The sequence below is a fragment of the Bradyrhizobium pachyrhizi genome, from assembly GCF_029714545.1.
GTDB classification, from domain to species: Bacteria; Pseudomonadota; Alphaproteobacteria; order Rhizobiales; family Xanthobacteraceae; genus Bradyrhizobium; species Bradyrhizobium pachyrhizi.
This window is the reverse complement of sequence record NZ_CP121667.1, coordinates 2,507,327-2,532,042: the sequence shown is the minus strand read 5'-3', so window position 1 is coordinate 2,532,042 and position 24,716 is coordinate 2,507,327. Positions and strand designations below refer to the sequence as shown.

32 protein-coding genes and 1 tRNA gene are annotated in these 24,716 nt (G+C 64.7%); 19 read left to right on the top strand and 14 right to left on the bottom strand.

The genetic code is table 11. The features are described from left to right. Positions 1 to 60: 60 nt before the first annotated feature. From QA639_RS11645 to QA639_RS11635, 3 genes are all read right to left on the bottom strand, one after another. Positions 61 to 1,212, bottom strand: coding sequence for a substrate-binding domain-containing protein (locus QA639_RS11645; RefSeq protein WP_157340315.1), 1,152 nt, complete (start codon positions 1,210 to 1,212; stop codon positions 61 to 63). A 101-nt stretch (positions 1,213 to 1,313) separates the two neighbouring features. Then, positions 1,314 to 2,306, bottom strand: coding sequence for an ABC transporter permease (locus tag QA639_RS11640; RefSeq protein WP_283089799.1), 993 nt, complete (start codon positions 2,304 to 2,306; stop codon positions 1,314 to 1,316). Beyond that, complete coding sequence (locus QA639_RS11635) at positions 2,303 to 3,877, bottom strand: sugar ABC transporter ATP-binding protein (protein WP_283089798.1); 1,575 nt, start codon at positions 3,875 to 3,877, stop codon at positions 2,303 to 2,305. The genes QA639_RS11640 and QA639_RS11635 overlap by 4 nt, the downstream gene beginning before the upstream one ends. A 266-nt stretch (positions 3,878 to 4,143) precedes the next feature. Here QA639_RS11635 and QA639_RS11630 point away from each other — a divergent pair, with 266 nt between their 5' ends. After that, a complete protein-coding gene (locus tag QA639_RS11630; protein WP_283089797.1) occupies positions 4,144 to 5,976 on the top strand; it encodes an outer membrane protein assembly factor BamB family protein in 1,833 nt (610 codons plus the stop codon). 281 nt (positions 5,977 to 6,257) lie between these two features. Here QA639_RS11630 and QA639_RS11625 read toward each other — a convergent pair. After that, a tRNA-Pro gene (locus tag QA639_RS11625) sits at positions 6,258 to 6,334 on the bottom strand. A gap of 79 nt (positions 6,335 to 6,413) precedes the next feature. Between QA639_RS11625 and QA639_RS11620 the strand changes: the two genes are divergently transcribed. The 4 genes from QA639_RS11620 (at position 6,414) to QA639_RS11605 (ending at position 10,027) form a co-directional block, all read left to right on the top strand. Further along, a complete protein-coding gene (locus tag QA639_RS11620; protein ID WP_028334840.1) occupies positions 6,414 to 7,400 on the top strand; it encodes an L-threonylcarbamoyladenylate synthase in 987 nt (328 codons plus the stop codon). A 134-nt stretch (positions 7,401 to 7,534) separates the two neighbouring features. Further along, the gene (locus tag QA639_RS11615) at positions 7,535 to 8,962 is read left to right on the top strand and encodes an FAD-binding oxidoreductase (RefSeq protein ID WP_283089796.1); all 1,428 of its coding nucleotides are present in this window, start codon (positions 7,535 to 7,537) and stop codon (positions 8,960 to 8,962) included. Positions 8,963 to 8,976: 14 nt separating this feature from the next. Then, positions 8,977 to 9,426, top strand: a complete 450-nt coding sequence (locus tag QA639_RS11610; RefSeq protein ID WP_283089795.1) for a GNAT family acetyltransferase — start codon at positions 8,977 to 8,979, stop codon at positions 9,424 to 9,426. Between the two features lie 19 nt (positions 9,427 to 9,445). Continuing rightward, a complete protein-coding gene (locus QA639_RS11605) occupies positions 9,446 to 10,027 on the top strand; it encodes an NUDIX hydrolase (protein ID WP_283089794.1) in 582 nt (193 codons plus the stop codon). A gap of 116 nt (positions 10,028 to 10,143) precedes the next feature. Here QA639_RS11605 and QA639_RS11600 read toward each other — a convergent pair whose 3' ends face one another. Continuing rightward, positions 10,144 to 10,584, bottom strand: coding sequence for a hypothetical protein (locus QA639_RS11600; protein ID WP_016840958.1), 441 nt, complete (start codon positions 10,582 to 10,584; stop codon positions 10,144 to 10,146). A gap of 268 nt (positions 10,585 to 10,852) precedes the next feature. Between QA639_RS11600 and QA639_RS11595 the strand changes: the two genes are divergently transcribed. Continuing rightward, positions 10,853 to 11,107 (top strand): hypothetical protein, encoded by a 255-nt coding sequence (locus QA639_RS11595; protein ID WP_283089793.1) that lies wholly within the window; start codon positions 10,853 to 10,855, stop codon positions 11,105 to 11,107. A gap of 88 nt (positions 11,108 to 11,195) precedes the next feature. Here the strand turns inward: QA639_RS11595 and QA639_RS11590 are convergent, their stop codons facing one another. Beyond that, positions 11,196 to 11,669 (bottom strand): hypothetical protein, encoded by a 474-nt coding sequence (locus QA639_RS11590; protein ID WP_283089792.1) that lies wholly within the window; start codon positions 11,667 to 11,669, stop codon positions 11,196 to 11,198. 123 nt (positions 11,670 to 11,792) lie between these two features. On the opposite strand from QA639_RS11590, the gene QA639_RS11585 reads away from it, so the two are divergent. Together QA639_RS11585 and QA639_RS11580 are read left to right on the top strand one after the other, a co-directional pair. Then, the gene (locus QA639_RS11585; RefSeq protein WP_283089791.1) at positions 11,793 to 12,560 is read left to right on the top strand and encodes an SDR family NAD(P)-dependent oxidoreductase; all 768 of its coding nucleotides are present in this window, start codon (positions 11,793 to 11,795) and stop codon (positions 12,558 to 12,560) included. A gap of 169 nt (positions 12,561 to 12,729) precedes the next feature. Then, entirely contained in the window at positions 12,730 to 12,990 is a 261-nt protein-coding gene (locus tag QA639_RS11580; RefSeq protein ID WP_016840962.1) for a helix-turn-helix domain-containing protein, read from the top strand. Positions 12,991 to 13,103: 113 nt separating this feature from the next. On the opposite strand, the gene QA639_RS11575 is transcribed toward QA639_RS11580, so the two are convergent. Continuing rightward, positions 13,104 to 14,099, bottom strand: coding sequence for a hypothetical protein (locus tag QA639_RS11575; protein ID WP_283089790.1), 996 nt, complete (start codon positions 14,097 to 14,099; stop codon positions 13,104 to 13,106). Between the two features lie 130 nt (positions 14,100 to 14,229). Here QA639_RS11575 and QA639_RS11570 point away from each other — a divergent pair, with 130 nt between their 5' ends. Continuing rightward, positions 14,230 to 14,757 (top strand): collagen-like domain-containing protein, encoded by a 528-nt coding sequence (locus QA639_RS11570; RefSeq protein ID WP_283089789.1) that lies wholly within the window; start codon positions 14,230 to 14,232, stop codon positions 14,755 to 14,757. A 56-nt stretch (positions 14,758 to 14,813) separates the two neighbouring features. On the opposite strand, the gene QA639_RS11565 is transcribed toward QA639_RS11570, so the two are convergent. Both QA639_RS11565 and QA639_RS11560 read right to left on the bottom strand, forming a co-directional pair. Then, entirely contained in the window at positions 14,814 to 15,038 is a 225-nt protein-coding gene (locus QA639_RS11565) for a hypothetical protein (protein ID WP_028334831.1), read from the bottom strand. An 86-nt stretch (positions 15,039 to 15,124) separates the two neighbouring features. After that, entirely contained in the window at positions 15,125 to 15,391 is a 267-nt protein-coding gene (locus tag QA639_RS11560) for a DUF2277 domain-containing protein (protein WP_050387563.1), read from the bottom strand. A gap of 119 nt (positions 15,392 to 15,510) precedes the next feature. Here QA639_RS11560 and QA639_RS11555 point away from each other — a divergent pair, with 119 nt between their 5' ends. Continuing rightward, positions 15,511 to 15,756, top strand: a complete 246-nt coding sequence (locus tag QA639_RS11555) for a DUF2188 domain-containing protein (RefSeq protein ID WP_016840968.1) — start codon at positions 15,511 to 15,513, stop codon at positions 15,754 to 15,756. Positions 15,757 to 15,771: 15 nt separating this feature from the next. Here QA639_RS11555 and QA639_RS11550 read toward each other — a convergent pair whose 3' ends face one another. Next, the gene (locus QA639_RS11550) at positions 15,772 to 16,461 is read right to left on the bottom strand and encodes an ArsR/SmtB family transcription factor (protein ID WP_283089788.1); all 690 of its coding nucleotides are present in this window, start codon (positions 16,459 to 16,461) and stop codon (positions 15,772 to 15,774) included. A 139-nt stretch (positions 16,462 to 16,600) separates the two neighbouring features. On the opposite strand from QA639_RS11550, the gene QA639_RS11545 reads away from it, so the two are divergent. The 5 genes from QA639_RS11545 (at position 16,601) to QA639_RS11525 (ending at position 19,665) form a co-directional block, all read left to right on the top strand. Continuing rightward, positions 16,601 to 17,002 (top strand): nuclear transport factor 2 family protein, encoded by a 402-nt coding sequence (locus tag QA639_RS11545; RefSeq protein WP_283089787.1) that lies wholly within the window; start codon positions 16,601 to 16,603, stop codon positions 17,000 to 17,002. 111 nt (positions 17,003 to 17,113) lie between these two features. Next, positions 17,114 to 18,169: an alpha/beta fold hydrolase gene (locus QA639_RS11540; RefSeq protein WP_157340782.1), complete on the top strand. Its 1,056-nt coding sequence runs from the start codon at positions 17,114 to 17,116 to the stop codon at positions 18,167 to 18,169. A gap of 17 nt (positions 18,170 to 18,186) precedes the next feature. Further along, a complete protein-coding gene (locus QA639_RS11535; protein WP_157340420.1) occupies positions 18,187 to 18,534 on the top strand; it encodes an MmcQ/YjbR family DNA-binding protein in 348 nt (115 codons plus the stop codon). A 153-nt stretch (positions 18,535 to 18,687) separates the two neighbouring features. Further along, positions 18,688 to 19,041 carry a hypothetical protein gene (locus tag QA639_RS11530; protein WP_157340422.1) on the top strand — a complete coding sequence of 118 codons (354 nt, stop codon included), beginning with the start codon at positions 18,688 to 18,690 and terminating at the stop codon, positions 19,039 to 19,041. A gap of 216 nt (positions 19,042 to 19,257) precedes the next feature. Further along, a complete protein-coding gene (locus tag QA639_RS11525; protein WP_283089786.1) occupies positions 19,258 to 19,665 on the top strand; it encodes a hypothetical protein in 408 nt (135 codons plus the stop codon). Positions 19,666 to 19,765: 100 nt separating this feature from the next. Here QA639_RS11525 and bfr read toward each other — a convergent pair whose 3' ends face one another. Together bfr and QA639_RS11515 are read right to left on the bottom strand one after the other, a co-directional pair. Next, positions 19,766 to 20,254: a bacterioferritin gene (gene bfr / locus QA639_RS11520; protein ID WP_026193251.1), complete on the bottom strand. Its 489-nt coding sequence runs from the start codon at positions 20,252 to 20,254 to the stop codon at positions 19,766 to 19,768. 189 nt (positions 20,255 to 20,443) lie between these two features. Then, positions 20,444 to 20,716, bottom strand: coding sequence for a (2Fe-2S)-binding protein (locus QA639_RS11515; RefSeq protein ID WP_028334823.1), 273 nt, complete (start codon positions 20,714 to 20,716; stop codon positions 20,444 to 20,446). A gap of 391 nt (positions 20,717 to 21,107) precedes the next feature. On the opposite strand from QA639_RS11515, the gene QA639_RS11510 reads away from it, so the two are divergent. Continuing rightward, positions 21,108 to 21,413, top strand: a complete 306-nt coding sequence (locus QA639_RS11510) for a hypothetical protein (protein ID WP_016843729.1) — start codon at positions 21,108 to 21,110, stop codon at positions 21,411 to 21,413. Positions 21,414 to 21,649: 236 nt separating this feature from the next. Continuing rightward, positions 21,650 to 21,934: a hypothetical protein gene (locus tag QA639_RS11505; protein WP_016843728.1), complete on the top strand. Its 285-nt coding sequence runs from the start codon at positions 21,650 to 21,652 to the stop codon at positions 21,932 to 21,934. Between the two features lie 94 nt (positions 21,935 to 22,028). On the opposite strand, the gene QA639_RS11500 is transcribed toward QA639_RS11505, so the two are convergent. After that, complete coding sequence (locus tag QA639_RS11500; RefSeq protein ID WP_028334822.1) at positions 22,029 to 23,255, bottom strand: lytic murein transglycosylase; 1,227 nt, start codon at positions 23,253 to 23,255, stop codon at positions 22,029 to 22,031. 83 nt (positions 23,256 to 23,338) lie between these two features. Between QA639_RS11500 and QA639_RS41875 the strand changes: the two genes are divergently transcribed. Then, positions 23,339 to 23,782: a toll/interleukin-1 receptor domain-containing protein gene (locus QA639_RS41875; RefSeq protein ID WP_028334821.1), complete on the top strand. Its 444-nt coding sequence runs from the start codon at positions 23,339 to 23,341 to the stop codon at positions 23,780 to 23,782. Beyond that, complete coding sequence (locus QA639_RS11495; protein WP_283089785.1) at positions 23,704 to 24,084, top strand: hypothetical protein; 381 nt, start codon at positions 23,704 to 23,706, stop codon at positions 24,082 to 24,084. The genes QA639_RS41875 and QA639_RS11495 overlap by 79 nt, the downstream gene beginning before the upstream one ends. A gap of 20 nt (positions 24,085 to 24,104) precedes the next feature. Here the strand turns inward: QA639_RS11495 and QA639_RS11490 are convergent, their stop codons facing one another. After that, positions 24,105 to 24,689 (bottom strand): TIGR00645 family protein, encoded by a 585-nt coding sequence (locus QA639_RS11490; protein WP_028334819.1) that lies wholly within the window; start codon positions 24,687 to 24,689, stop codon positions 24,105 to 24,107. Positions 24,690 to 24,716: the final 27 nt, after the last annotated feature.

Below are 24,716 nucleotides of genomic sequence, written 5' to 3'. Positions count from 1 at the left end.
CCCGGATCAGGCTGCTCACGATGCGCGGGCTCGCGGGACCACGCATCGAACTCCCGTAGCTCAGTTGCAGGCAGGCTTCGCCTTGTTGCAGGCGTCGGTCAGCTCCGGCGGCGGCTCCTTCTTGAACACCGTCTTGTAGGATTCCAGCACGTTGGACTGCGTCACCGGCAGCGACTGCACGCCGATCCAGCCCGGCGTTTCCTTGCCGAGCAGCGCGTTCATCATCGCCATCGCTTCCGCGACACCCTGGTCATAGGGACGCTGCGATCCGGTTGCCTTCAGCGGTCCGCCCTTGGCGATCTCGATCGCCGATTGCAGGCCGAGATCGACGGTGGTGACCGGAATGTCGATGCCCTGCGCGCGCATCGAGCTCAGCGTATCCAGCGCCGGCTGATCCCAGACCGCGAACAGGCCCTTGATATCAGGATTGCCGGTGAGGAAGTCGCCCGCGATCTGCGACACTTTGGGCGGGTCGGTGAAGTCGACCTGCTTCATCTTGATGTCGGGACGATTCTTCTGCATCCACTCGCGGACGCCCTTGGTGCGCTCGTTGGTGCTGAAATAGTCGACGCCGAAATTGACGAGACCGATGGTGCCGCCCTGCGCGACGCAGGACGCCAGGATCTGGGCCGCGATCTGGCCGTTGCCCTGACTGTCCGCGGAGATCATTGACGCATATTCCTCCGGATGCTTCAGGCCGGTCGGGATGCTGTCCATCAGCACCAGCTTGATGCCGGCCTTGGCGATCTTCTTGTAGGTCGGCGCGGTCGCGGTGAAATCGACCGGGATCGAGATGATGCCATCCGGATGCTGCTGGATGGTGTTCTCGATGTCGGCGATCTGCTTGTCGACCTGATATTCGGCGGACGCGACGCCGGTGACGGTCACACCATACTTCTTCAGCGTGTCGGTGATGCCCTGGATCTGCAGTTGCGCCCAGTCGAGATTGACGGTCTGCATGGAGATGCCGACCTTGAAATGCTTCTCCTTGATCCTGGCGGCATCGGCGTCCGACAGCGCCAGCACCTCGGGCGAGGCGGCCTTCTCGCCATGAGGCCCCTGACCGACGATCGATTTCGGTCCAAGCGTCGCGAGATCGACGCCCTTGACGCAGGTTGCAGGCACTTCGGCGCGAGCCGAGGCGGCGATCGAAATGGCCGTCGCCGCGATCAGCGCGGTCAGTGGCAGGGTTTGTCGCAAGATTGGCTTCATTGTTTCCTCCCGTTTTGGTCGCCGATTGACCGGAGGCCGGCGACCTTGCCCTTACCCTTGCAACGCCTGACCGTGCGGCCCACGCGCTGCGCCATCGTGCTCTAGCGTTTCGTGAAGGCGACCGCGGCCACGATGATCGCTCCCTTGATGACGAGCTGCAGCGGCGAGCTGACGCCGAGCAGCACGAGGCCGTTGTTGAGCGTGCCGATGATGAGGCTGCCGAACAGCGTCCCCAGGATGTAGCCACGCCCGCCGAACAGGCTGCAACCACCGAGGATCACGGCGGCGATGACGTCAAGCTCCATGCCCTGCACGACGTCGGGCCGCGCGGCGTGCGAGCGCGCGGACAGCACCAGCGCCGCAAGCCCGGCGAGCGCGCCGGTCAGCACAAAGGCCGCGGTCGTCACCCATTTGGTGTTGATGCCGGAATACAGCGCCGCGGTCGGATTGCCGCCGACCGCATAGATGCGGCGGCCAAACACGTTATAGTGCAGCAGCAGGATGCCGACGATCATCGCCACCAGCGTCCAGGCGATCGGAACCGGTATGCCCAGGAACGAGCCCTCACCGAAGATCGCGAAATAGGTCTCGTTGGTGATGATGACAGGCTTGGTATTGGTCACCATCATCGCCAAACCGCGTGCCATGCTGAGTGAACCCAGCGTCACCAGGAACGACGGGATCGAGAGCTGCGTGGTCAGGATGCCGTTGAGCAGCCCGACCAGCGCACCGGTGCCGAGCCCGGCAGCGGCGCCGACGATCCAGCTGTTGTTGATCTGGCTCATCGCGAGCGCCGCGGCCATGCCCGACAGCGTCAAGGTCGACGCGACCGACAGATCGATCTGGCGCGCGATGATCACAAAGGTCATGCCGACCGCGATGATCGAGACCAGCGTGGTCTGGCGTCCGATGTTCAGGAAGTTGTCGACCGACAGGAACCAGGGCGAGGACAGGCTGAACACGACCAGCAGCACCACGAAGGCGATGTACAGCATGTAGGGCCGCTCGCCCCGCAGCAGATTCTGCAGCAGCTTGCGGCGTCGATCGGATCGGGTCGACGAGGCGACGAGGTTGGGCGCAGTCAGTTCGGTCATGCGTGTGGCTCTTGCAATACGCCTTGTTCGGAAGCCTGGTAGATCTGCAGCAGATGATGGAGCTCTTCGGCATCATCGATCTCCCCGCGCACCAGCGTTCGCGCCACGCGTCCATCGACGATCACGGAGATACGGTCGCAGAGCTCGATCAGTTCGACGAGGTCCGACGAGACCACCAGGACGCCGGTGCCGTCGCGGGCAGCATTGCGGATCACGCCGTAGATCTCCTCGCGCGCGCCGACGTCGACGCCGACCGTCGGCTCGTCGAGCAGCAGCACGCGCGGCCGCGGATCATTCCATTTTCCGAACACGACCTTCTGCTGGTTGCCGCCGGACAATGTCCTGACGAGGCTCAAGGCGCCTTGTGCCTTCACCGATAGCTTCGCCACCGCAGCGTCGGCACGCCGTGCGGCGGCGCGCTGCTGCATGAAGCCCCAGCGCGAGAAATGCGGAATCCGCGGCAACGTGATGTTGCGCTCGATCGAATGATCCAGCACCAGGCCCTGCACGTGCCGGTCTTCCGGCACCAGCGCGACACCCTGTGCGATCGCATCGGCCGGGCTCCTCGGCAGCCACGGCCGGCCGTCGATCTGGCAGGCGCCGCTGTCGACCGGCCGAAGACCGAAGATCGTCTCCAGGACCTCGGTGCGTCCGCTGCCGATCAGTCCGGCAAGGCCGTGGATCTCACCCTTCATGACGGACAAATCGACGGCCGACAGGCGATCGTTCGACACGCCCGACAACGACAGGACCGGCGACGGATCGAACGAACGCGCGGCCGCAGCCTCGGCGCGCAACGCCGCGGGCGCCAATCGGTCGGTGCCGATGATGGCGTTCACCAGCCGCTTCATGTCGGTCTCGGCGGTGACGAACGTGCCGGCATTGGCGCCGTCGCGTAGCACCGTGACACGCTGCGAGATCTCGAAGACCTCGTTGAGCCGATGGGTCACATAGATCACGCCGACACCGCGGCGCGTCGCCTTGCCGATCGCATCGAACAGGATGCGAACTTCATCCGAAGTCAGGGACGATGTCGGCTCGTCGAGGATCAACAGGCGCACCTCGCCCATCAGCGCCTTGGCGATCTCCGTCATCTGGCGGTAGGCGAACGGCAGCGAGCCGACCGTCGCCTTGGTATCAAGGGGAATGCCGAGCTCGCTCAGGAATGTCCCGGCCCTGGCCATCAGTTCGCGCTTGCGGACAAAGCCGAACCGCGTACGCGGCTCGCGGCCGAGCAACAGATTGTCGGCGACGCTCAGCGACTCGACGAGACTAAGGTCCTGATAGACGACGGCGATGCCCGCCTCGCGCGATCTAGCCGGACTGTCGAACGTCGCTGGTTTGCCGGCGATCTCGATCGTGCCGCTGTCGGCCGCATGGACGCCACTGAGGATCTTGATCAGCGTGGACTTGCCGGCCCCGTTCTCGCCCAGCAGCGCGTGCACCTCGCCGGCCCGGACCTCGAGGTTGACGTCGCGCAATGCCCGCACGCCGCCGAAGCGCTTGCTGATGCCACCGACCATCAACAGCGCCGTCGACGGCCGAGGCTCGGCTGCGGTCGAACCGGACAATTCCAAATTTTCCTCCCGTCGACCGCGCGAGGCGCTGGTACGATGGTGACATGTTGTTATTTTTGCAACTTATTGTGTTATAATTCTATCACATCGGCCGACCTGTCAATGGGAGATCGCGCGGGCGGGCGCTCGAATTGAAGGCGGCGGCGATCGGATCTTGCGTCGTCATGCATGCCGCCGGCCTCCGCCAGGCACGATGCAGCCAGAAGATTGTGCTACGCTGCGATCGCTCTCTTCATCAAAGCCCACGCCGGTGAATCACGATGAAACTGAGTGCTGCGATTGCCGTCGCCCTGATCTCGTCTTGCCTGCCCGCAACCGCACAGCAAGGCGGTGCCGACCTCTACGCGCAACGCTGCGCGCAATGTCACGACAGCAGCAACACGGGTGTTCGCGCGCCGAGCCGCACTGCGCTGCAATCCAGATCGTTCGACGAGGTGCTTGGTGCGATGACCACCGGCCCGATGGCATCCTTCGCGCAGGGACTGACCAGCGACGAGCGGGCGGCGATCGCCTCACTCGTCACCGGAAAGGCCGCGTCGCTCCAGGCAGCCGAGAGCGCGGGCCAATGCACGCAGAACGAGACCGGCTTTCCGCAGCCGATCGACGGGCCGCGGTGGAACGGTTGGGGCGCGGATATCAACAACAGCCGGTTTCAGCCGGCGGCAATGGCCGGCCTCGCGCAAGATCAGGTCCCGCGACTGCGTCTGAAATGGGCGTTCGGATTTCCTGACACGTCCAACGCCAACGCGCAGCCGGCTGTCGTCGGCGGCTTGCTGTTCGTCGGCGGCGGCGACCGCAAGGTCCATGCCCTCGACGCCAAAAGTGGCTGCACGCGCTGGGCGTTTCCGACCGAGGCGCCGGTGCGGACGGCCATCAGCTTTGCCCCGCTGGACAACGGCCAGCCTGCCATCTTTTTTGGTGATGTGCGTGCCAACGTCTACGCCCTCAATGCCGCGACCGGCAAACTGATCTGGAAGAGCAAGGTCGACGATCATGTGGCGGCCCGGATTACCGGTGCGCCAGTGTTCTATTCCGGCGTCGTCTATGTCGGCGTTTCATCGATCGAGGAGGCCATCGGGTCTCGCCCCACCTACCAGTGCTGTACGTTTCGCGGCAGCGTCGTTGCGCTGAAGGCCGAGACCGGCGCACAGATCTGGAAGGCCTACACGATCCCCGAGGCACCGCATCCGACACGGGCGAACGCCATCGGGACCCAACTGTTCGGTCCGGCCGGCGCGTCGGTCTGGTCAGCGCCGACGATCGATGTGCAGCGCCAGGCGCTCTATGTCGCGACCTCGAACAGCTATGCCGACCCGGCAACCGACACCAGCGATGCCATCCTCGCGCTCGATCTCGCGACCGGCCGAACGCTGTGGCATCAGCAGGCCACGCCGAAGGACAGCTTCGTCGTTGCGTGTTTCGGCACCGATCAGAGCAACTGTCCTGAGGACCGCGGCCCCGACCATGACTTCGGCCAATCGCCGATCCTGATGACCTTGCATAACGGACAGCGCGCACTGGTGATCGGCCAGAAATCCGGCGTGGTCCACGCGCTCGATCCCGACCATGAGGGCAAGATCCTGTGGCAGACGCGGATCGGCAAGGGTGGCGCGTTGGGCGGGACCGAGTGGGGTTCCGCCGCCGACCAGGACCGAATCTATGTCGCCAATTCGGACGTACGATTTCTAAGGGACGGCACCCGGCGTCTGAATTCAAGCGAAGGTGGCGGCCTGTTCGGACTCGATCTTGCGACCGGGAAGATTGCGATGCAGGTCGCGCCGGTGGCCTGTGGCGACCGCCCCCAATGCAGTCCCGCGCTCTCCGCGGCGGTCACCGTCATTCCCGGCGTCGTCTTCTCGGGCGGCGTGAGTGGCTTCCTGCGCGCCTACGCGACCGATGACGCACGGTTGCTTTGGGAAATCGACACCGCCCGCGACTACACCACGGTCAACGGCGTTGCGGCCCATGGCGGCGCCATGGACGGACCCGGCCCGGTCGTCGTCGATGGCATGCTGTACGTCAATTCCGGCTACGCGCAATGGAGCGGGCTGCCCGGCAACGTTCTGCTGGCCTTCGAGGTCGGCAACCCCTGACAGGTATTCGCGCGCCGGCAAGCTGAGCACTACTCGCCGCGGGCTATTCGTGCTTTGATGCCGGACAGGATCGCCCGAGAGATCCGAAGGGAGACCGTGTGGTGCTTGGTGACGTGCTACGCAACATCACGTCAGGGGCCGTTACCCTCGCGCGCTCCAATGGTCCCGAATCGCCGATAAGAGGGACCGGCGTCCCGAAATCGACCGACATGGCCGCGCTTCAAATCGATGCGCATGTCGTTGCGCACGAAAAACACAGAAACTATAAGTGCTTGAAAGAATGGTCGGAGTGGCAGGATTCGAACCTGCGACCCCTGCGTCCCGAACGCAGTGCTCTACCGGGCTGAGCCACACTCCGACTAAGAGCCGGGCTTATAGCGTCGGGTTTCGGGGACCGCAAGGGACCACAAGGCACCCAATTGAGGAATCTAGTCACAGTGGATACAGGTTTGAAAACGCACGTTTTGTCCGCCGGCGCCGCCGCCACGGCGACCGCCGCCGGGGTCCTGGCCGAGGGCGGCCTGGTGGCGTTTCCGACCGAGACGGTTTACGGCCTCGGCGCCGATGCCGGCAACGCCGCCGCGATCGCCCGGCTTTACGAGGCCAAGGGCCGGCCGGCCTTCAATCCGCTGATTGCCCATGTCGCCGATCTCGGCGCCGCCCGCCGGATTGCCCTGTTCAATGGGCAGGCCCTGCGATTGGCGGACGCGTTCTGGCCGGGTCCCCTGACCCTGGTGCTGCCGAAGGCGCTGTCCTGCCCGGTTGCGGAACTCGCGACCGCCGGGCTCGATACCGTCGCCATACGCATCCCGGCCCACAAGGTGGCGCGCGACATCATCAAGGCTTTCGGCGGTGCCGTGGTAGCGCCGTCGGCCAATCTCTCCGGCCACGTCTCGCCGACCACTGCCGAGCATGTGAACGGCGATCTCGCGGGCCGCATCGATCTGATCGTCGACGGTGGGCCGGTCGAGGTCGGCGTCGAATCCACCATCGTCGGCTGCTTCTCCGATCCGGTGCTGCTGCGGCCGGGCGGGCTGACGCGCGCCGAGATCGAGCGCGTGCTCGGCCACCCCTTGCAGTCGCCGCCGCAAGACCCGGAAAGCGAGGCCCAGCCGGTTGCCCCCGGCATGCTCGCCTCGCACTACGCGCCGCGGACACCGGTCCGGCTCAATGCCAGCGACGTCCATGTCGGCGAAGCCCTGCTGTCGTTCGGGCCGGCCAAGGTCGCGCGGCGCGAATGCGCCTCGGTGGAGATGAACCTGTCCGAGCGCGGCGATCTTGCCGAGGCCGCCGCCAATCTATTCGGCTACCTTCGCACCCTCGACAAGAGAAACGCGGATGCGATCGCGGTGATGCCGATTCCCGAGGAGGGATTGGGCGAAGCCATCAATGACCGGCTGCGCCGCGCAGCCGTTGGGCGGTAACAAGCATGACCCGGACCGGAACGGCCGCGTTGGCGCCAAGCAGGAACCGGTTTTCCCTCGCGACAAACGCGAAGCGTTTGCGCGAAGGGCATGCTTAGGCAAAGATCCCCGACTGAGTGAAAGACCAAGAAAAAATGAACATCGTCCAATCAGCGGTGCCGCCGCTTCCGCCCGAATTGCTTGAAAAATTCCGCGCCATCGTCGGCGCGAAATATGCGGTGACCGACGCCGCCGACATCAAGCCTTACGTTACCGAGGAACGCGATCTGTTCCACGGCCGCTCACCGCTGGTGCTGCGCCCGGGCTCGACCGCCGAAGTCGCTGCGATCTGCAAGCTTGCAACCGAGCACAGGATCGCGCTGGTGCCGCAGGGCGGCAATACCGGCCTGGTCGGCGGCCAGACGCCGCACAATGGCGAGGTCGTGGTCTCGCTCCGGCGTCTCGACAAGATCCGCGACATCGACGTCGAATCCAACACCATGACCTGCGAGGCCGGCGTGGTGCTGCAGATCGCGCAGCAGAAGGCAGCCGACGCGGACCGGCTGTTTCCGTTGTCGCTCGGCGCTGAAGGCAGCTGCACGATCGGCGGCAACCTCTCGACCAATGCCGGCGGCACCGGAGCGCTCGCCTACGGCGTGGCGCGCGAAATGGCGCTCGGGGTCGAAGTCGTGCTGGCTGACGGCCGCGTGCTGAACGCGCTGTCGAAGCTGAAAAAGGACAACACCGGCTACGATTTGCGCAACCTGTTCATCGGCGCCGAAGGCACGCTCGGCATCATCACCGCGGCAACGCTCAAGCTGTTTCCGCGGCCGCGCGCGGTCGAGACCGCCTATGTCGGCTTGGCTTCGCCGGCGGCCGCACTCAAGCTGCTGTCGATCTCGCGCGATCAAGCGGCCGGAGCGCTGACGAGCTTCGAGCTGCTCGCCGACGTCGCGGTCGACTTCTCGATCCGCCACGGCATCGATATCCGCGATCCGCTTGAGAGCAAGCACCCCTGGTACGTGCTGATGGAATTGTCGTCGTCGCGCGACGATGCACGCGACACGCTGGAGGCGATCCTGGCCCAGGGCATGGAGGACGGCATCGTCGACGACGCCGTCATCGCCGCCAATCTGAGCCAGCGCCAGGCGTTCTGGAAACTGCGCGACGAGATGTCGGCGGCGCAGAAGCCGGAAGGCGGCTCGATCAAGCACGACATCTCGGTGCCGGTCGCCGCCGTGCCCGCCTTCATCGAGGAAGCCAATGCGGCCGTGGTGAAGCTGATCCCGGGTTCGCGGCCGGTGCCGTTCGGCCATCTCGGCGACGGCAACATCCACTACAATGTCAGCCAGCCGGTCGGCGCCAATGCGGCCGACTTCCTGGCGCGCTGGCACGACGTGAATGCCGTCGTGTTCGAGATCGTGCTGCGGATGGGCGGCTCGATCTCGGCCGAGCACGGCATCGGCGTGCTCAAGCGCGACGAATTGCCCGACGTCAAGGACAAGGTCGCGATCGAGCTGATGCGGCAGGTCAAGGCGATGCTCGATCCGCTCGGCATCATGAACCCGGGCAAGGTGCTGTGACCGCGCAGGCGACGATGCCCTCCTCCTCTGCCTCCCTCGCCATTGCACCGATCACCGACGCCGACATCGCCGATGTCGTCGCGCTGTGGCAGGCCTGCGGCCTGACGCGGCCATGGAACGATCCCGCTGCCGACATCGCGCTGGCGCGGCGCGGACCGAATTCAGCCGTGCTGGTCGGCCGCGACGACAATGCGATCATGGCGACCGCGATGGTCGGCCACGACGGTCATCGCGGCTGGGTCTATTACGTCGCAGTCGATCCCAACCGCCGGGGCAAGGGACTTGGCCGCACCATCATGGCGGCGGCCGAGGACTGGCTGCGCGCCGCCGGCGTGCCGAAGCTGCAACTGCTGGTGCGACGGGAGAACGCCAAGGCCGGCGCGTTCTACCAGTCGCTCGGCTATGACGAGTCGACCTCGGTGATGCTGGCCAAATGGCTCGACGGGCGCGAAGCGACGCCGTGAGAGGGTTGAGGACCGACGCATGAGCATCGCCGACCGCGTTCGCGTCAAGGACGTCGAGCTGCTTTCGAAGCGCCGCTACGAGCTGAAGAGCGCGACGTTCGACTACCGGCGCGCCAACGGCGAATGGCAGACCCAGGTGCGCGAGGTCTACGACCGCGGCAACGGCGCGGCGTTGTTGCCCTACAATCTGACGACCCGCAGCGTCGTGCTGGTGCGCCAGTTCCGCTACCCCGCTTTCGCCAACGGCTATGACGATCTCCTGATCGAGGCTGCCGCCGGCATGCTCGACGATGCCGAGCCGGAAGCGCGCATCCGCGCCGAAGCGGAGGAAGAGATCGGGTACCGGCTCGCGCATGTGCGCAAGGTGTTCGAGGCTTTCACGTCTCCGGGCGCGGTGACCGAGAAGCTGCATTGCTTCGTCGCCGAATACGATGCCGCCATGCGCATCGGTGACGGCGGCGGGCTCGCCGACGAGGGCGAGGACATCGAGGTGATCGAGCTCTCGATCGACGACGCGCTCGCCATGATCAGCGACGGCCGCATCGTGGACGCCAAGACCATCATGCTGCTGCAATACGCCGCGCTGCATTTGTTCAGGTGAACGCCATCTCGTCCCGGCCTGTGCCGGGATGACATCACGCGCACCCAACATGACGGGGATGGACTGAATCCGGCTCGGCGATCAGCAGTCGCTGGTGCCGCTCCACACCGTCAACTCTAGCGCATCGTGATCGCAAGGCCGCTCAGATCGGCGTTGGCCATCAGGCCGACCTGGTGGCCGGTCAATTCAAGCACCGCGCCCTTCTGATTGGTGAGCACGATCGCGCGCGCGCCGCGTCCGACGGCCAGCCCCGCGCCGGCCGCACCGTAGACGCCGGCAACGTCGGACGGACGGTTGATGTTGCTGACCCGGCCGCGCAGCACGGTCTTGGAGCCGCCGAACACCAGGCCGTAGTCGAGGCCGCCGGTGGAGAGCCGGTAGGAGCGGCCGCGGAAGGTCAAGACGCCGCCGCCGCCGGAACCGCCGATGATCCATCCGGCCTTGTAGATCGTGAGCGTCACGAAGCCGCTGTCGGCGCGGGCGGCGGAAGAGAAAGCCAGTCCCGTGAACGCCAGCAGCGCGACAAGCGCAGCACGCAGGGTGGATGAAGGTTTCATGTGCGGTCTCCCCAGGATTTACTCACGTCGATTTGCTCTCGTCGATTTGCTCGCGTCGTGACACGGCTGCGAATCGCGATGCGCCGACTGTAGCAAGCGCGTAAACAGGCGCAATTTGGCACAGGCCGATTTGTTGACGGGTGCTTTCGCACGACCGGCGTTGAACCTGTTCCCGGGGTCGCAATACTCACTGCATGTCCGGGGCGATCGGCCCCTGAGCTCCAGGATTTCCCCGCGGAGCATTCATTTTTCAAACCGGAGATTTCCCATGCGTCGTCTTGCGATTGCCTATGCCGCCATTGCCGCCACCGTGTCCGTGCTTGCCGCGGCAAGCCCGGCCGGTGCCACGCCCTATCATCTGATCCGCTGGCAGGACACCGGCTTCTGCCAGATCTGGGACCAGAGCATCCCGACCACGCCGTGGCCGGCGAACTTCTCCATCGTTAGCGAGGAGCTGCCGACCTTCGACGCTGCGTTCAGCTACAAGACCGGCCTCCTGAACAACGGCACCTGCGCGTTCTGAGCGAACGTCATTCGATCACGCACAGGGCAGACACGCGGCAACAGCGCGGCGTCCGTCCTTGTGCTGTCAGATATGACGCGATCCAGCGTCAGTGATGCTTGATCAGGGCGTCGCGCGCGGCAGCGAGTTCGAGGAATGCCGCGCCGTCGCCGCCGCCGTCGGGATGCACCGTCTTGGCGGCGCGCTTGAAAGCCTGCTGGACTTCGGTCGCAGCGAGGCGGCGGCCCAACGGCAGGCCGAGCAATTGCCGGTACTGCTCCTCCTGCGTCAGCACCTTCGGCGTCAGGCCGCGCCGGCCGAACCGCGGCGCCGACAGCATGTGCAGTGCGTCGCTGACGATGCCGAGACGGCGCTGTGCCATCGATTTGGTGCGACGGTCGGCCGATTTCAGCGCCGCCTGGCGCAGGATCGGCAGCACCTGTGCGGCCGCATGCCGCAGCGTCTCGTCGATGTCGGTCGCGGCGATCTCGGCGACCATTTTTGCCATCTCGCGATAGTCGGGATCCGGCGCCGCGCAGAAGCGCTCGATCGCAACTTTCCAGTGTCTGATATTCGGGTCCATGATCGGTCCGTACTGTCATCCGAATCCGGATAACAGCAACGCGCAAACGCGGCTTGGCGTTTCGGTTGGCGCAGTTTTGAATAGTGTTGTCGACAACGCTCACAATCAGAACGAGGAAACGCCATGGCCCTTCTCGACAATCACATCGCCGTCATTACCGGCGCAGGCTCGGGCATCGGGCGTGCCATCGCACTAGGCTACGGCCGCGAGGGCGCGCGCGTGGTGCTGCTCGACATGAACGGTGATGCGGCGGCGGAAGCGGCCAAGGAGATCCGCAGTGCCGGCGGCAAGGCGGAGAGCTTTGCACTCGACGTGACCGATCGCGATGCCTGCGTCGCGATGGCAAAGCAGGTGGCCGACAAGGTCGGGCCGGTCTCGATCCTGGTCAACAATGCCGGCATCGCGCGCCGCAACGGCATGCTCGGCACCGACGAGGCCGTGATCAAGGATTGGGAAGACATCATCTCGATCAATCTCACCGGCGTTTTCAACGTGACGCATTCGTTCCTCGCGCCACTGCGCAAGAACAAGGGACGCATCGTCAACATCGGCTCGATCCAGTCCTTCGTGCATCTGCGCACGCCGAGTTCGCCGGCCTATACCGCCTCCAAGCACGGCGTGCTCGGCTTCACCAAGGCGTTGGCCGCCGAACTCGGCAAGGATGGCGTGCGCGTCAATGCAATCGGGCCGGGCTTCATCGAGACGCCGTTGAACGAGAAGGTGCGCGCCACCAATCCCGACCTCGTCAAGGTCTTCATGGACCACACCCCGCTCGGCCGCGCCGGCAAGCCGGAGGACATCGTCGGCCCCGCCATCTTCCTCGCCTCGGACCTGTCGGCCTATGTCTCGGGATCGATCGTGATGGTCGATGGCGGCTACCGGACATTGTGACGGATGGAACCGCAATCGTGGCGATTTCTGGGTATTTTGCTTACAGAGCAGGGAGTTAGGGGCGCGTTAAGGGCTTGTTAACCAAACCGGCACACCGTGGATCTACGGGGTAGTTGGTTCTCGATGTCTTCGCTTCACCGACGAAGCGGGCGTTGATCGGGAGGAGTTCATGTCTTACGCGTCCACCGTACCGTCGCCGGAAGCTCTGCTGCCGTCGCTGGCTCCAAATGAAATCGTCCCACTGCTGATCGGCGCGACCGTCGATGAAGTCGAGCGCGAGCTCGTGCTGCAAACGCTTGCGCGCTGCGACGGCAACCGCACCCGCGCCGCGCGCGTGCTCGGGCTGTCGGTTCGGACATTGCGGAACAAGATCCGCGAATATTCGGCCGACGGCATCGACGTGCCGCTGAGCGAGCACGCCGCAGCCTAGAGCAAGATCCGGAAACGCGCGAAGCGGCTTTCCGGGACGATCATGCTTGGACAACGAGCGAAGCGTGATGACGATTCAACCGGATCGCATCACGCATGAGCGGCACGTCGACGCTAGATCGGCAGGTCGATCGCAAGCCGCCGCCAGCGCGACAACAGCTCGCTGCCGTCGGCATCGAGGCAGCGAGCGAGACGCACCTCGGTCGTCGCGGCCCGTTGCAGCGTCTGCGCGACCAGCGCCGTCGTATAGTCCCAATAGTCGCGCCGCCCCTTCGGATCGTCGTCGACCAGCGATTTTGCGAGGATCTCGACATAGATCGCAGCGACGGCTCTTTGCCAGAGCTCACCTGCGCGCTCGCCCTCCGCCGAGGGCGCGCCGGTCCGCGACTGCCAGGCCAACCAATAATTTTCCTCCGCGCTGCCCCAAGCGGATGGCAATAGCGATGGATCGAGGCATGGCGAGCGACACTCAAGCGGCTGCATGCCGCGCGCGTCGCAGAAGAAGCAATAGCCGAGCTTGTCGTACCAGCTGACGCGCAGCAATCTGCGAATCTCGGTCTGTTGATCCGCTGCGAGCTGCCTCACGCCCGTCCGTTCGAGATCACCGATGACCGCCGCCAGGCGATCGCGATCATACGGCTCGACCTCGAGCACCACGCCGATATTGCGTGGAAACAGGGCGTCGAGCATCTCGATCATCTCGCGATAGAACCGGCCCGCCAGGCCGCCGCCGCGCCACGTCTTCGCGACGCCGACATAGTTGCAATAGATCAGCTCGCTTGCGTGATCGTAGGTGAAGAAGCCGAGGCCGATCGCGCGCCCTTCCGCGCGCAGGATGAAGCAGCGCGAGTCGAGGCAATATGACAGCTTCCGACCGCCGACGCTGAACTCTCGCCGCTCGCCGACATCATCTGACAGCACCCAGCGCACAATGTCGTCGGGGGCGTCGCGCTCGTTCGGAGGAAACAGCTCGGCATACAGATCGAGGACGCCGGTGTTGCGAAACGCCGCTTCGTCGCGCAGATCGTGCCGCGTCACCACGATGTCGAACGTCAGCGCCCCTGTTGCGTCACCTGCAACTGCCCCGCGCCTGTCGTTCAGAATCCGCAACGCGTCCTCCCGTCACAATCTTCGCATCGAATTATGACTGTTGACCGCTTGCATCAGCCGCGCCGCGCAGAATTGAAGCCGTCATCCAACCTCTGTTACAAGCGGCTTGAAATCGCGACGGAGCATATCAGTGGCTGACGAGACAATCTCCCGCCAGGGGTCACGAGGGGCGCAGGGACCGCAGGGTCGTCAGGGCGAGCCGGGCCGGCCCGGTCCGCAAGGGCATCCGGGGCGGCCGGGGCCGGAAGGTGCGCGCGGCAAGCCGGGTCCGCAGGGCAAGCCCGGACTGGTTGGAAAGGCAGGGCCCCAGGGCAAGCCGGGAGCGCAAGGCAAGGCGGGCGTGCAGGGTCCGCGCGGCGAGGCTGGCCCGCAGGGACCGCAGGGACCGTCCGGCCCGCGCGGTGAAGCCGGCCCGCCCGGACAATTGCCGTCGATCGAGCAGGTGATGCCGTGGCTGCACATGATCTTCGACGCCTGGGAAGACTACAAGCGCACCAAGGAGCGCGAAGCCGCCGAGTTCGCCGAGCGCGATGCCGCCGAGCGCGCGGCAGCGGAGGCGATCGCGCTTGACGTCGACGCCATCGACTTCGCGGAAGATGACGACGAGGACGACGATCACAAGAAAAAGAAGAAGCACCGCAAGAAGGACAAGAAGTAATCCTTCCTGTCCTGGCGCGGCGACACGGCCAGCTCTGTCCGTGTCGCGCCCGATGCCTACTGCTCCGCGCCCGGATTGGCCGGAGGATCGGAGGGTCGAGCGAGGTGCATGAGCTGGAAGACCCAGCGCATGGCGTAATACCAGGCAACGCCCGCGAGCGCCCCGCAGGCCGACAGGATGATGACGTTGGCAAGGTCGATCGTCCCGCTCGACCACAGCATGCCGCAGGTCCAGAGCACGGCGAACGCAATCGAACAGGACGTGAGCAGGGCAGGCTTCATGGCGTCGCTCCGGGATCGGGTGAACGGCACCGATGCCCGGACGCGCGAAGCGGTACCGTGATCTGCATCACGGTACGCCCCCGCCCTCAGCCAAACCGCAGGCGCGAACGCTCCTTCGCCTTCTCCGCCTCCACCTCGCGATCGCGCGCTGGCGCCGTGGTCTGCAACGAGATCAGGAGCTTGCGCGCAGCGTTCGAGACCTCGGTCACGGCGAGGTTGAAGGCGGCCTCATTGGACTGCGACGGCTTGTTGAAGCCGGACAGTTTGCGCACGAATTGCAGCGCCGAGGCGTGAATCTCGTCCTCGGTGGCGGGCGGCTCGAAGTTGAACAGCGTCTTGATATTGCGGCACATGTCGGTCTCCCTCGCCCGCGGCAACGGGGCGGCTCTCTCAAGGACGATCGGCTGCTGCAAAATACGACATCGTGGTCTATTCTGGCAGTGTCATCGTCCACGGTGGAGCGAGGTTCCGGATGAGCCACGTGATCTACAAGGTCGTCCAGCACGACGGCGGCTGGGCCTATACCGTCAACGGGGTGTTCTCGGAACCATTTCCTACCCACGCCGCGGCACTCGCCGCTGCCCGACGCGCCGCCAACGAGCAGCGCGTCCCCGGTCGCACCGAGGCGATCCAGTACGAGACGTCGGACGGCAAATGGTTGACCGAAACCGCATCCGGCAACGACCGCCCGGAGACCGAGGTCGAGGACGGCCGCTAGATCACCTCGTCGCCTTCAGAACGGAACCTGGACGCCAAGCCGGTCGAAGAACGCCCGCCCCCGCTCGGTGATCCGCAATGCGCGCGGAATCCGATGCGGCGCAACGCCGCGCATCTCGACCAGCCGCGCCAGCACGGCATTGGCAAACGGACCGGCGAGATGCGGCACGCGCTCGGTCCAGTCATTGCAGAGCCGCAGGTGCGGCTGCCGCGCCGGATCGAAATCGATCGCCTCGGCCCGGCACCAGGCCAACCCCTGCTCGGTCACGCGACCATCGCGGCCGTCGATCACGACGAGGCGGCGGCGGATCAACGCATTCGACAGCAGCACGCCGAGCTGACCCGCAAGGTGGTGGTAGCAGGTGCGCGACTGCCTGAGCTGCTCGGCCGGCATCGCACGCCGCCGCCCGACGGCGGCCTTGGCGGCAAGATCGACGAGGTTCTCGATCAGCGCCGCGACGTCGTCGTCCCTGATCCGGTAATATCTGAACCTGCCCTGCGCCCACACCGACAGCACGCGGGCGTCGACCAGCTTCTGCAGATGCGCGCTGGCGCCTTGCGGCGAAATGCCGGCAACCGCAGCAAGCTCGCCTGCCGGCAGCGCCTTGCCGTCGGCCAGCGCACTGACCATCGCCTCGCGCACCGGATCGCCCAAGGCCTCGGCGATCCGCGAAAATCCCGTCTGCAACGCTTGGGATGATCCCACCGCATCGTCCTCCAGATCGCGCCGAAGCGTCCTGCCCACATGCGCTGTGCCGCGCAGCTCATTTCAGATTTTCCTGAAACGTCGCGACGGCCTCTTCCGCTCAAATGGGCGGCAGTCGACGAAACGCAAGGGAACAATCATGACAGCTGACAGCAACGACGCGGAACGCATCTACCGGCTCTGGGATGAAGCGCTCGGCAACAAGGACCTCGAGGCGGCGCTCACGCTCTACGCAGCCGGCGCCTCGATCGAGAGCCCGCTGGTCCAGCATTTGATGCAGACCAAAGACGGGATCGTGCAGGGCCGTGAGCCGCTGCGCGAGTTCATCGCGCGCGTGTTCCGCACCACCCCGCCGCAACGGCGGCGCTTCAAGCAGGGTTTCTTCAGCGACGGCCGCGTTCTTACCTGGGAATATCCGCGGCAGTCTCCGGACGGCGATCAGATGGATCTGGTCGAGGTCATGGAGATCGATGACGGCCTGATCCAGCGTCATCGCGTCTATTGGGGATGGTATGCGCTGAACGTACTCAAGGAGAGCTAGCCGAACACATCTTCGCCAGCCGTGCCGACGTGCTCTCGGACATCTCCTTCCCCCATGCTAGGCTTGCACCGAAGCGGCTGGACAAGCGCGCCGCGCGTGGGAAGAAGCATGATGATCCGTTGGTGCGCGGCGCTCGTGGCCGCTCTCGTCTCGATATCGGTACCGGCCATGGCTGCAGGTTACCCCACGCCGCAGGACGGCGAGTGGACCGCAAAGGACTTCAAGTTTCACAGCGGCGAGGTGATGCCGGAACTGCGGCTGCACTACACCACGGTCGGCGCGCCGACCGGACAGCCGGTGCTGGTGCTGCACGGCTCCGGCGGCTCGGCCGCCAGCATGCTGACGCCGACCTTTGCCGGCCAGTTGTTCGGCCCCGGCCAGCCGCTCGACGCGGCGAAATACTACATCATCATCCCTGATGGCATCGGGCACGGCAAATCGTCGAAGCCGTCGGACGCGATGCGGACGAGCTTTCCGAAATACGGCTACAACGACATGGTCGACGCGCAATATAGGCTCGTCACCGAAGGGCTCGGCATCAAGCATCTGCGGCTCGTGATCGGCAACTCGATGGGCGGCATGCACACCTGGATCTGGGGCGTGCGGTATCCACGGATGATGGACGTGCTGGCGCCGATGGCCTCGCAGCCGACCGCGATGGCAGCACGCAACTGGATGCTGCGGCGGACGATGCTGGAAACGATCCGCAACGATCCCGACTACAATGGCGGCAACTACACCAGCCAGCCGCGGATGATGAAATACGCCATCGCCGCCTATCGCTTCGCCAGTGCCGGCGGCACGCTCAATTACCAGACGCTGGCGCCGACCGCAGCGCAGGCCGACAAGATGGTGGACGACCAGCTGGCGCTGCCGGTCACCGCGGATGCCAACGACTACATCTATCAATGGGAGGCCTCGCACGACTACGATCCCTCCGCCGGACTGGAGAAGATCGAGGCAACCCTGCTTGCCATCAATGCCGCCGACGATGAACGCAACCCGCCGGAGACCGGCGTCACCGAAGCTGCAGTGAAGCGGATCAAGAACGGCAAGATTGACCTGATCCCGGCAAGCAGCGAGACACGCGGCCATCTCACCACCGGCGATGCGAAGTTCTACGCCGGGCAATTGCAGGAGCTGTTGCAGACGGCGCCGACGATGTAGCGATCGAGGTCAGAGCAATGTCTGCTGATCGCTTCCGCCGCATTGCGCTCGACCTGCCCGAGGTCGTTGAAGGCGCGCATCACGGCACAACCGATTTCCGCGTCGGCAAGCGCATCTTCGCGACGCTCGGCTATCCCGACCAGGATTGGGGCATGGTGAAGCTGACACCCGAGCAGCAGGCGATGGTGGTCGAGGCCGAGCCGGAGGTCTTCCGGCCGGTGCCGGGCGGCTGGGGCAAGAGCGGCAGCACTAATGTCCGCCTCGCGAAAGTGGATCAGGTTACGCTGCGCAGCGCGCTCAAAATGGCGCGGAACAATATCGCGGTGAAACCCGCGAAGAAGGGGCGCGCGAAGCAGCCAATCTGAGCGCAACCATCTCGCACTGCATCAAGCAAAGCACGCGGATTCGCTGATTCTTTGAGCATGCATCCCGCGCGCGGTTCGTGCCTAATCGCGCAAACACCGGATTCGCGTGACGCTACGCGCGGGTCACGTAGAAGTTTTCGCCGGAGGAAGGCAATGCGAAGGCTCACGCACGTCGCGGTGCTTGCGTGGCTCGCCGTGATGGCGGGCGCTGCACCGGCGTTCGACAACGGCCAATACGACAACGTGCCGCCCGATATCCGCGCCTGGTTCAAGAGCGTGATTGCGCCGAATGGCGTGCCGTGCTGCGACATCTCCGACGGCCATCGCACGAGCTACGACGTTCGGAGCGGCGCCTATTGGGTGCCGATCGAGGGCGAGTGGATGATGGTGCCGGAGCGCGCCGTGATCCGCGATCGCGGCAACCCGGTCGGCGAGGCCGTGGTGTGGTACGTGCACCACCGCGGCCACATCATCATCAGCTGCTTCGTTCCGGCGGATGCCGTCTGAACGGCGCCCGCCGCTTGCGCGGGAAGCCCCCGCGCGCGAGATCGCGCCAATTTGAAACAGTTACTCTCTGTTAACCTTACTTTTTAACCAATAATTAAGGATGAGTTTGCGGGCGCCGTGAGGCGCGGCCTAGCGTCTGCAGAAATGCTCCGTAACCGCGAGTTGGTGCGTGCCATGAGCTTTCGAAGGTTGGCGTATCGAACAACTGGGGCGCTGATGGCGTCCCTTGGCGTTTCTCTTGGCGTTTCCCTTGGCGTTGCAGCGCTGCTGCTTGCTTCCCCGACCGAAACCTATGCGAGGTCCGGATCCGCAGCGCGCGGCACGTTCTCCTCGCATCATCCAGCCTTCCGCCATCATGTGCGGGTGCCCGGCATCGTGTTGCCGGACGCGGGCGGTTATTATGATGGCGCGGCGAGCGTTCCCTTCGCCGCCGAGGTCCCGGCACCGGTCTCAAGCGACGTCCGTTACACTTACACCCAGGACGTGCCCTGGGATTGGGCGCATCGCTATCCGCCGGCCGTGGTGCCGTCGGATCGGCCCTATGTGTCGAGCTGCCCCACCGAGAGCGTCACGGTGCCCGGCCGCGGCGGCGACCGCACCGTCAACATCACGCGGTGCTACTGAGAAGCTTCGCCCCAATCAGAATCGCAAAAACAAAAGAGGCCGCCCGCAAGGACGGCCTCTCGTATTTTGGCAGACGCTCGGCGCGCCGGCTGACAGCCGGTCAGGAATCCTCGCCCTTCAGATGACCGACGTGCTTCTGGGTGTAGAGCTCAAGGCCGATGCGCTTGATCAGGTCGAGCTGGGTTTCGAGGAAGTCGATGTGGTCTTCCTCGTCCTTCATCAGCTGCTCGAACAGGTCGCGGCTGACATAGTCCTTGACGCCATGGCAGTAGGTCGCCGCCTCCTGGTAGAGCGTGCGGGCGCCGATCTCAGCGGCGAGGTCACACTCGATGATCTCCTTGACGTCCTGGCCGATCTTCAGGGGATCGAGCACCTGCAGGTTCGGGAAGCCGTCCAGGAAGAGGATGCGATCGACGAATTTGTCGGCGTGCTCCATCTCCTCGATGGACTCCTTGCGCCAGACCTTGGCCATCTCCAGGAGGCCCCAATTGTTGAGCATCCGGTAGTGCAGCCAGTACTGATTGATGGCGGTCAGTTCGCTGCGCAGCCCCTTGTTCAGATAATCGATGACCTTCGGGTCGCCTTGCATGATCCACTCCACCTGTCGCGGCCAACCTTGGCCGGCGCTAAACTTAGAACGTTTCTAAATCAGATTACCGGCAAGAGCAACCCTTCGCAGAAGCAGCGCGTGGATAACCGGATTCGAAGGATTTGGCGCAGCGTCTTCCAGCGAAGCGGAAGCCGGTTCGCGCCAGGAAACGCGTCGAAATAAGAAGCTTTAGCAGGCCGCGAGCGCGAATTCGGCCGGCTCGGCGTCCTCGTTGGCGGCGTGAGGATGGCTGCTGTGGGGGCAGCCGGAGCAGCAGGCCTTGGCGCAGGGACCGAGCGCCTCGTCGATGATCGCCTTGATGGTGCGCGCGCAGCGGCCGCATTCGGCACTGCAGCCGAGGCAGCCGTACACCTGCTTGGCATTTCGTGTCACGGACCCACCGCCATTGACGGCATTGCGGACATCGTGGTCGCTGAGGACGTTACAGGAACAGACAATCATCGGAGAAAGGCGGGGTCCAACGGTGATGCTTGGCAATATGGATATTGTCGGCTCCCGCGCGATGCAAAAGGAAAAAGCGGTTTTTGTAGCAATTCCAAACTGATGCGGGATTCATATTGGAATGAGTCTAAATCGGTCGGAGGTCAGGAATCCGACACCCGCCGGGTGGCTGACGGGCCAATAACCGCTTCCTTCGCCGCCGGCCCCCATGAGCACACGCCTCGCCGCGGCGCTGTCGGGCTCGTGCGTTGCAAGATATTGCAAAAGCTGCAAGCATTTGGTCGCGAATGCGGCGGCGTCGTTCATTGATCATTCAAGGTGAATATGGAACCCTCCAGTGAGACAGATCGCCGATGCACGCTGTCCCTGCTGCCGCGAGAAAGGTGAGGCCATGAAGAAGACATTGCTGGCGCTTTGCGCCGTTGCCGCTGTGGCGGCTTCGACTGTGGCGGTGCCCGCCCCCGCCCAGGCACAACGCGGTGTCGCCGCCGGCGTCGCTGCGGGATTGATCGGTGGCGCCATCGTCGGTGGCGCGATCGCATCGCAGAACCGCTACTACGGTCCCGGCTACGGCTACTATGCGCCCGGTCCGGCCTATGTCGCCGAGCCCGGTTATGGTCCCGACTGCTTCTGGCAGCGCCAGCGGTTCTGGGACGGCTACACCTGGCGCGTTCGCAGCGTCCGCGTTTGCGATTGATCGCCGTTCATCTCGATTAAATCGAACCAAATGTCCCGGAAAACCGACTGTTTCTCCGGGACATCTGCTGCAGATGGCCAGAAAAAACCGCTTTTCTGCGCGATCAGCCTGCGGACGTTTACTTTCGGTTGACTGTTCTGCGCTGTTTAGCAAGACAGCAGTTCGAGATCAGCGTGCGAGTCACCTCAACCCGGCGCCGAACCACGACGCCACCACCTTCCAGGAGAGCCAAAGACATGAAGAAGACTTTAGCTGCCCTTGTCGCCGTTACCACGATTGCCGGTTCGCTGGCCGTTGCTCCGGCTGCCAAGGCTGGTGACGGCGGCGCCGTCGCAGCCGGCGTTGCCGGCGGCCTGATCGGCGGCGCCTTGCTGGGCGGCGCTATCGCAGGCGCTCGCCCCGCCCCGGTCTATGTCGCACCGGCACCGGTTTACGTCGAAGAGGCCCCGTGCCGCATGGTTCGTGAGCGCTTCTGGGACGGCTACGGCTGGCGCTTCCGTCGCATCCAGGTTTGCGACTGATCGACCGACACGTTTTCAGCATCACACTCGAAAACCCGGCCTCGCGGCCGGGTTTTGCTTTTACGCCACCAGGCGGTCTTGCGAGCCAGCCCGATCAGCGCTGCCCGTGCATCGCGCGCAGCACCGTCTCGCTCGGCCAGCAATCGACCTTCAGCCCGGCCTGCTTCTGATAGGCGCCAAGCGCGGCGCGGGTCTGCATCCCGGCCTTGCCGTCGAGCTTGTCCTTGTAGAGACCGATCTTCGTCAGCTGCTGCTGCATCGCCTCGACGTCGCCGGAGCGCAGCTGCTTCGATGCCGACCATGGCGTCGCGAATGGCTGCGGGCTCGTCATGCGGTCGGCGAGGTGGCCGACGAACAGCACGTAGAGATCGGAGAAATTGTATTCCTTGATCACGAAGTAGTTCGGCGTGGTCAGGAAGGCGGGACCGTAGCTGCCTTCCGGCTGCAGCAGCGACGCCGATTGCGCCTGCTCGGCGGCGCTGAGCTTCTGTCCGCGCACCGGCACGAAGCCTGCGCGCAGCCACTGGCTGATCGGCTTCGTCACTTCAGGCACGCCCATCGTGCAGTCGGCATTGGCCGGCGCCTGCACCTCATAGGCCCAGCGCACGCCGGGCTGCCAGCCCTTGTTGACCAGCTGCTGCGCGGCGGAGGCGAGCGCGTCCGGCACCGAATGCCAGATGTCGACGCGTCCGTCGCCGTCGAGATCGACGCCATGCTTGTAGTATTCCGACGGCAGGAACTGGGTGTAGCCGGTTGCACCGGCCCAGGAGGAGCGCATCTCCTTGCGCGTCACCGCGCCCTCGCCGAGGATCTTCAGCGCGAGGATGAACTCGGTGCGGTACTGATCCTTGCGGCGACCGACATAGGCCTGCGTCGCCACCACGCGCAGCGTGTCGTAGGGCAGCGAATAGCGCCCGTAATCGGTCTCGCGGCCCCAGATCGCCAGCACGACGGTGGCCGGGACGCCGAACCGCTTCTCGATCGCATCGAGCGAGGAGCGATACTTCTGCAACAGCCGCTGCCCTTCGGCGGCGAGCCGCGCGATCGAGGCTTCCTTGATGTAGTCGGCCGGCACCTGCACGAACTCGGCCTGCGCCGGTGCGCCGGTCTTCGGACGCCCGGGCAGGATCAGGTCGGGCAGCTTGTAGTCGGGCTCGAGCGAGCGCGTCTCGCGATCGAAGGTCTCGCGCGACACGCCGGCGGCCTTGGCCTCCGGCCACAGCGAGGCGATGAACTGGGTGAACGCAGCATCGGCGGCGAATGCCGGCAGCGGCGCACACAGCAGCAGCGCGAATGCGACGATGGTGGCTGGCCATTTCATGATCGATCTCACCCTGCGGAAACGGGCATTGCAACGCGGATTCGGCAATTGTCAGAATTCAATTCTGGGCGGTAAGTTTTGCCGTGCGCATATTTCTGTCATTTCCCTCCGAACTGGAATCGCAGGCTGACAGCATCGCCCAGTCCCTGCGCAATTGCGACCATGACGTTTTCTTTTCGCACGACGATCTTCCGCCGGGCGACAGCTTCGATGCGCGCGTCGAAAAAGCCATCGAAAGCAGCGATTTTATGGTGTTCCTGATCAGTCCGGAATCGGTGACCAGGGGACGCTACACGCTGAGCGAGCTCGCCTTTGCCCGGAACAAATGGCCGAACCCCAGCAATCGCATGCTGCCGGTGATGATGGCGCCGACCCCGCTCGACCAGGTTCCGACCTATCTCAAGGCGGTCACGATCCTCGAGCCTCGCCCGGCCAGTATGCGAGAGCCGTGCCGATCGAGGGCAATGCCGCGAACCCGGCCCAGACCACCGAGGCGCTCGGCAACAATCCCTGCATGGGATTTTTGATCGGCGGCATCGGCGGCGCCGTCGGCGGAGCCATCACCATTCTCGGCGTGCTCCTGACCAACCCCGCGTTCAGGCGGATCGACAGCGTCGTCGTGACCTGGATCGCGGCCATCGCAGCCGGAACGGTTTACGGCGCGATCGCCAGGCTGCCGACCTTGCCGGGCTGGCTGGTGCTGTTCGGCGTCTGGCAGACCGCGTTCGTCCTCGCGATGGCCCGCGGATTTCCGCGCGGCGCGGCGCAAATCCCCGAATGGCTCGGCAGATCCGCGCCGGCATTGTTTGGCTCGCGCGCGGCGCGGTGACGCCGCGCCGCCGTTCATCCCTAATGCCCAACCTGTTGCTTGGCGCCTTCGATCGAGTCGTTCGACAGCTTGTCGACGATGGCGATGCCGATCGCCGACAGGATGAAGACGCAGTGGATGATGGTCTGCCACATCACGCCGGTCTCGGTGTAGTTGCCCTTGCCTGACGACAGTGCACCGGCCTCGATGAAGGTGCGCAGCAAATGGATCGAGGAGATGCCGATGATCGCCATCGCCAGCTTGATCTTCAGCACGCTGGCATTGACGTGGCTGAGCCATTCCGGTTCGTCCGGATGGCCCTGCAGATTGAGGCGCGAGACGAAAGTTTCGTAGCCGCCGACGATCACCATCACCAACAGGTTCGAGATCATGACGACGTCGATCAGGCCGAGGACGGCCAGCATGATCTGCTGCTCGCTGAAATCGAAGGAATGGGCGAACAGGTGCCATAGTTCCTTAAGGAACAGCACGACATAGACGCCTTGGGCGATGATCAGGCCGACATAGAGCGGCAATTGCAGCCAGCGCGATCCGAAGATCAGCATCGGAACGGGACGCAGCGACCGGCCCTTCAGGGGGGTGCGCGCATCTGAAACAGCGGACATGTTGGAGTGCTCGCAGGATTAAAAATT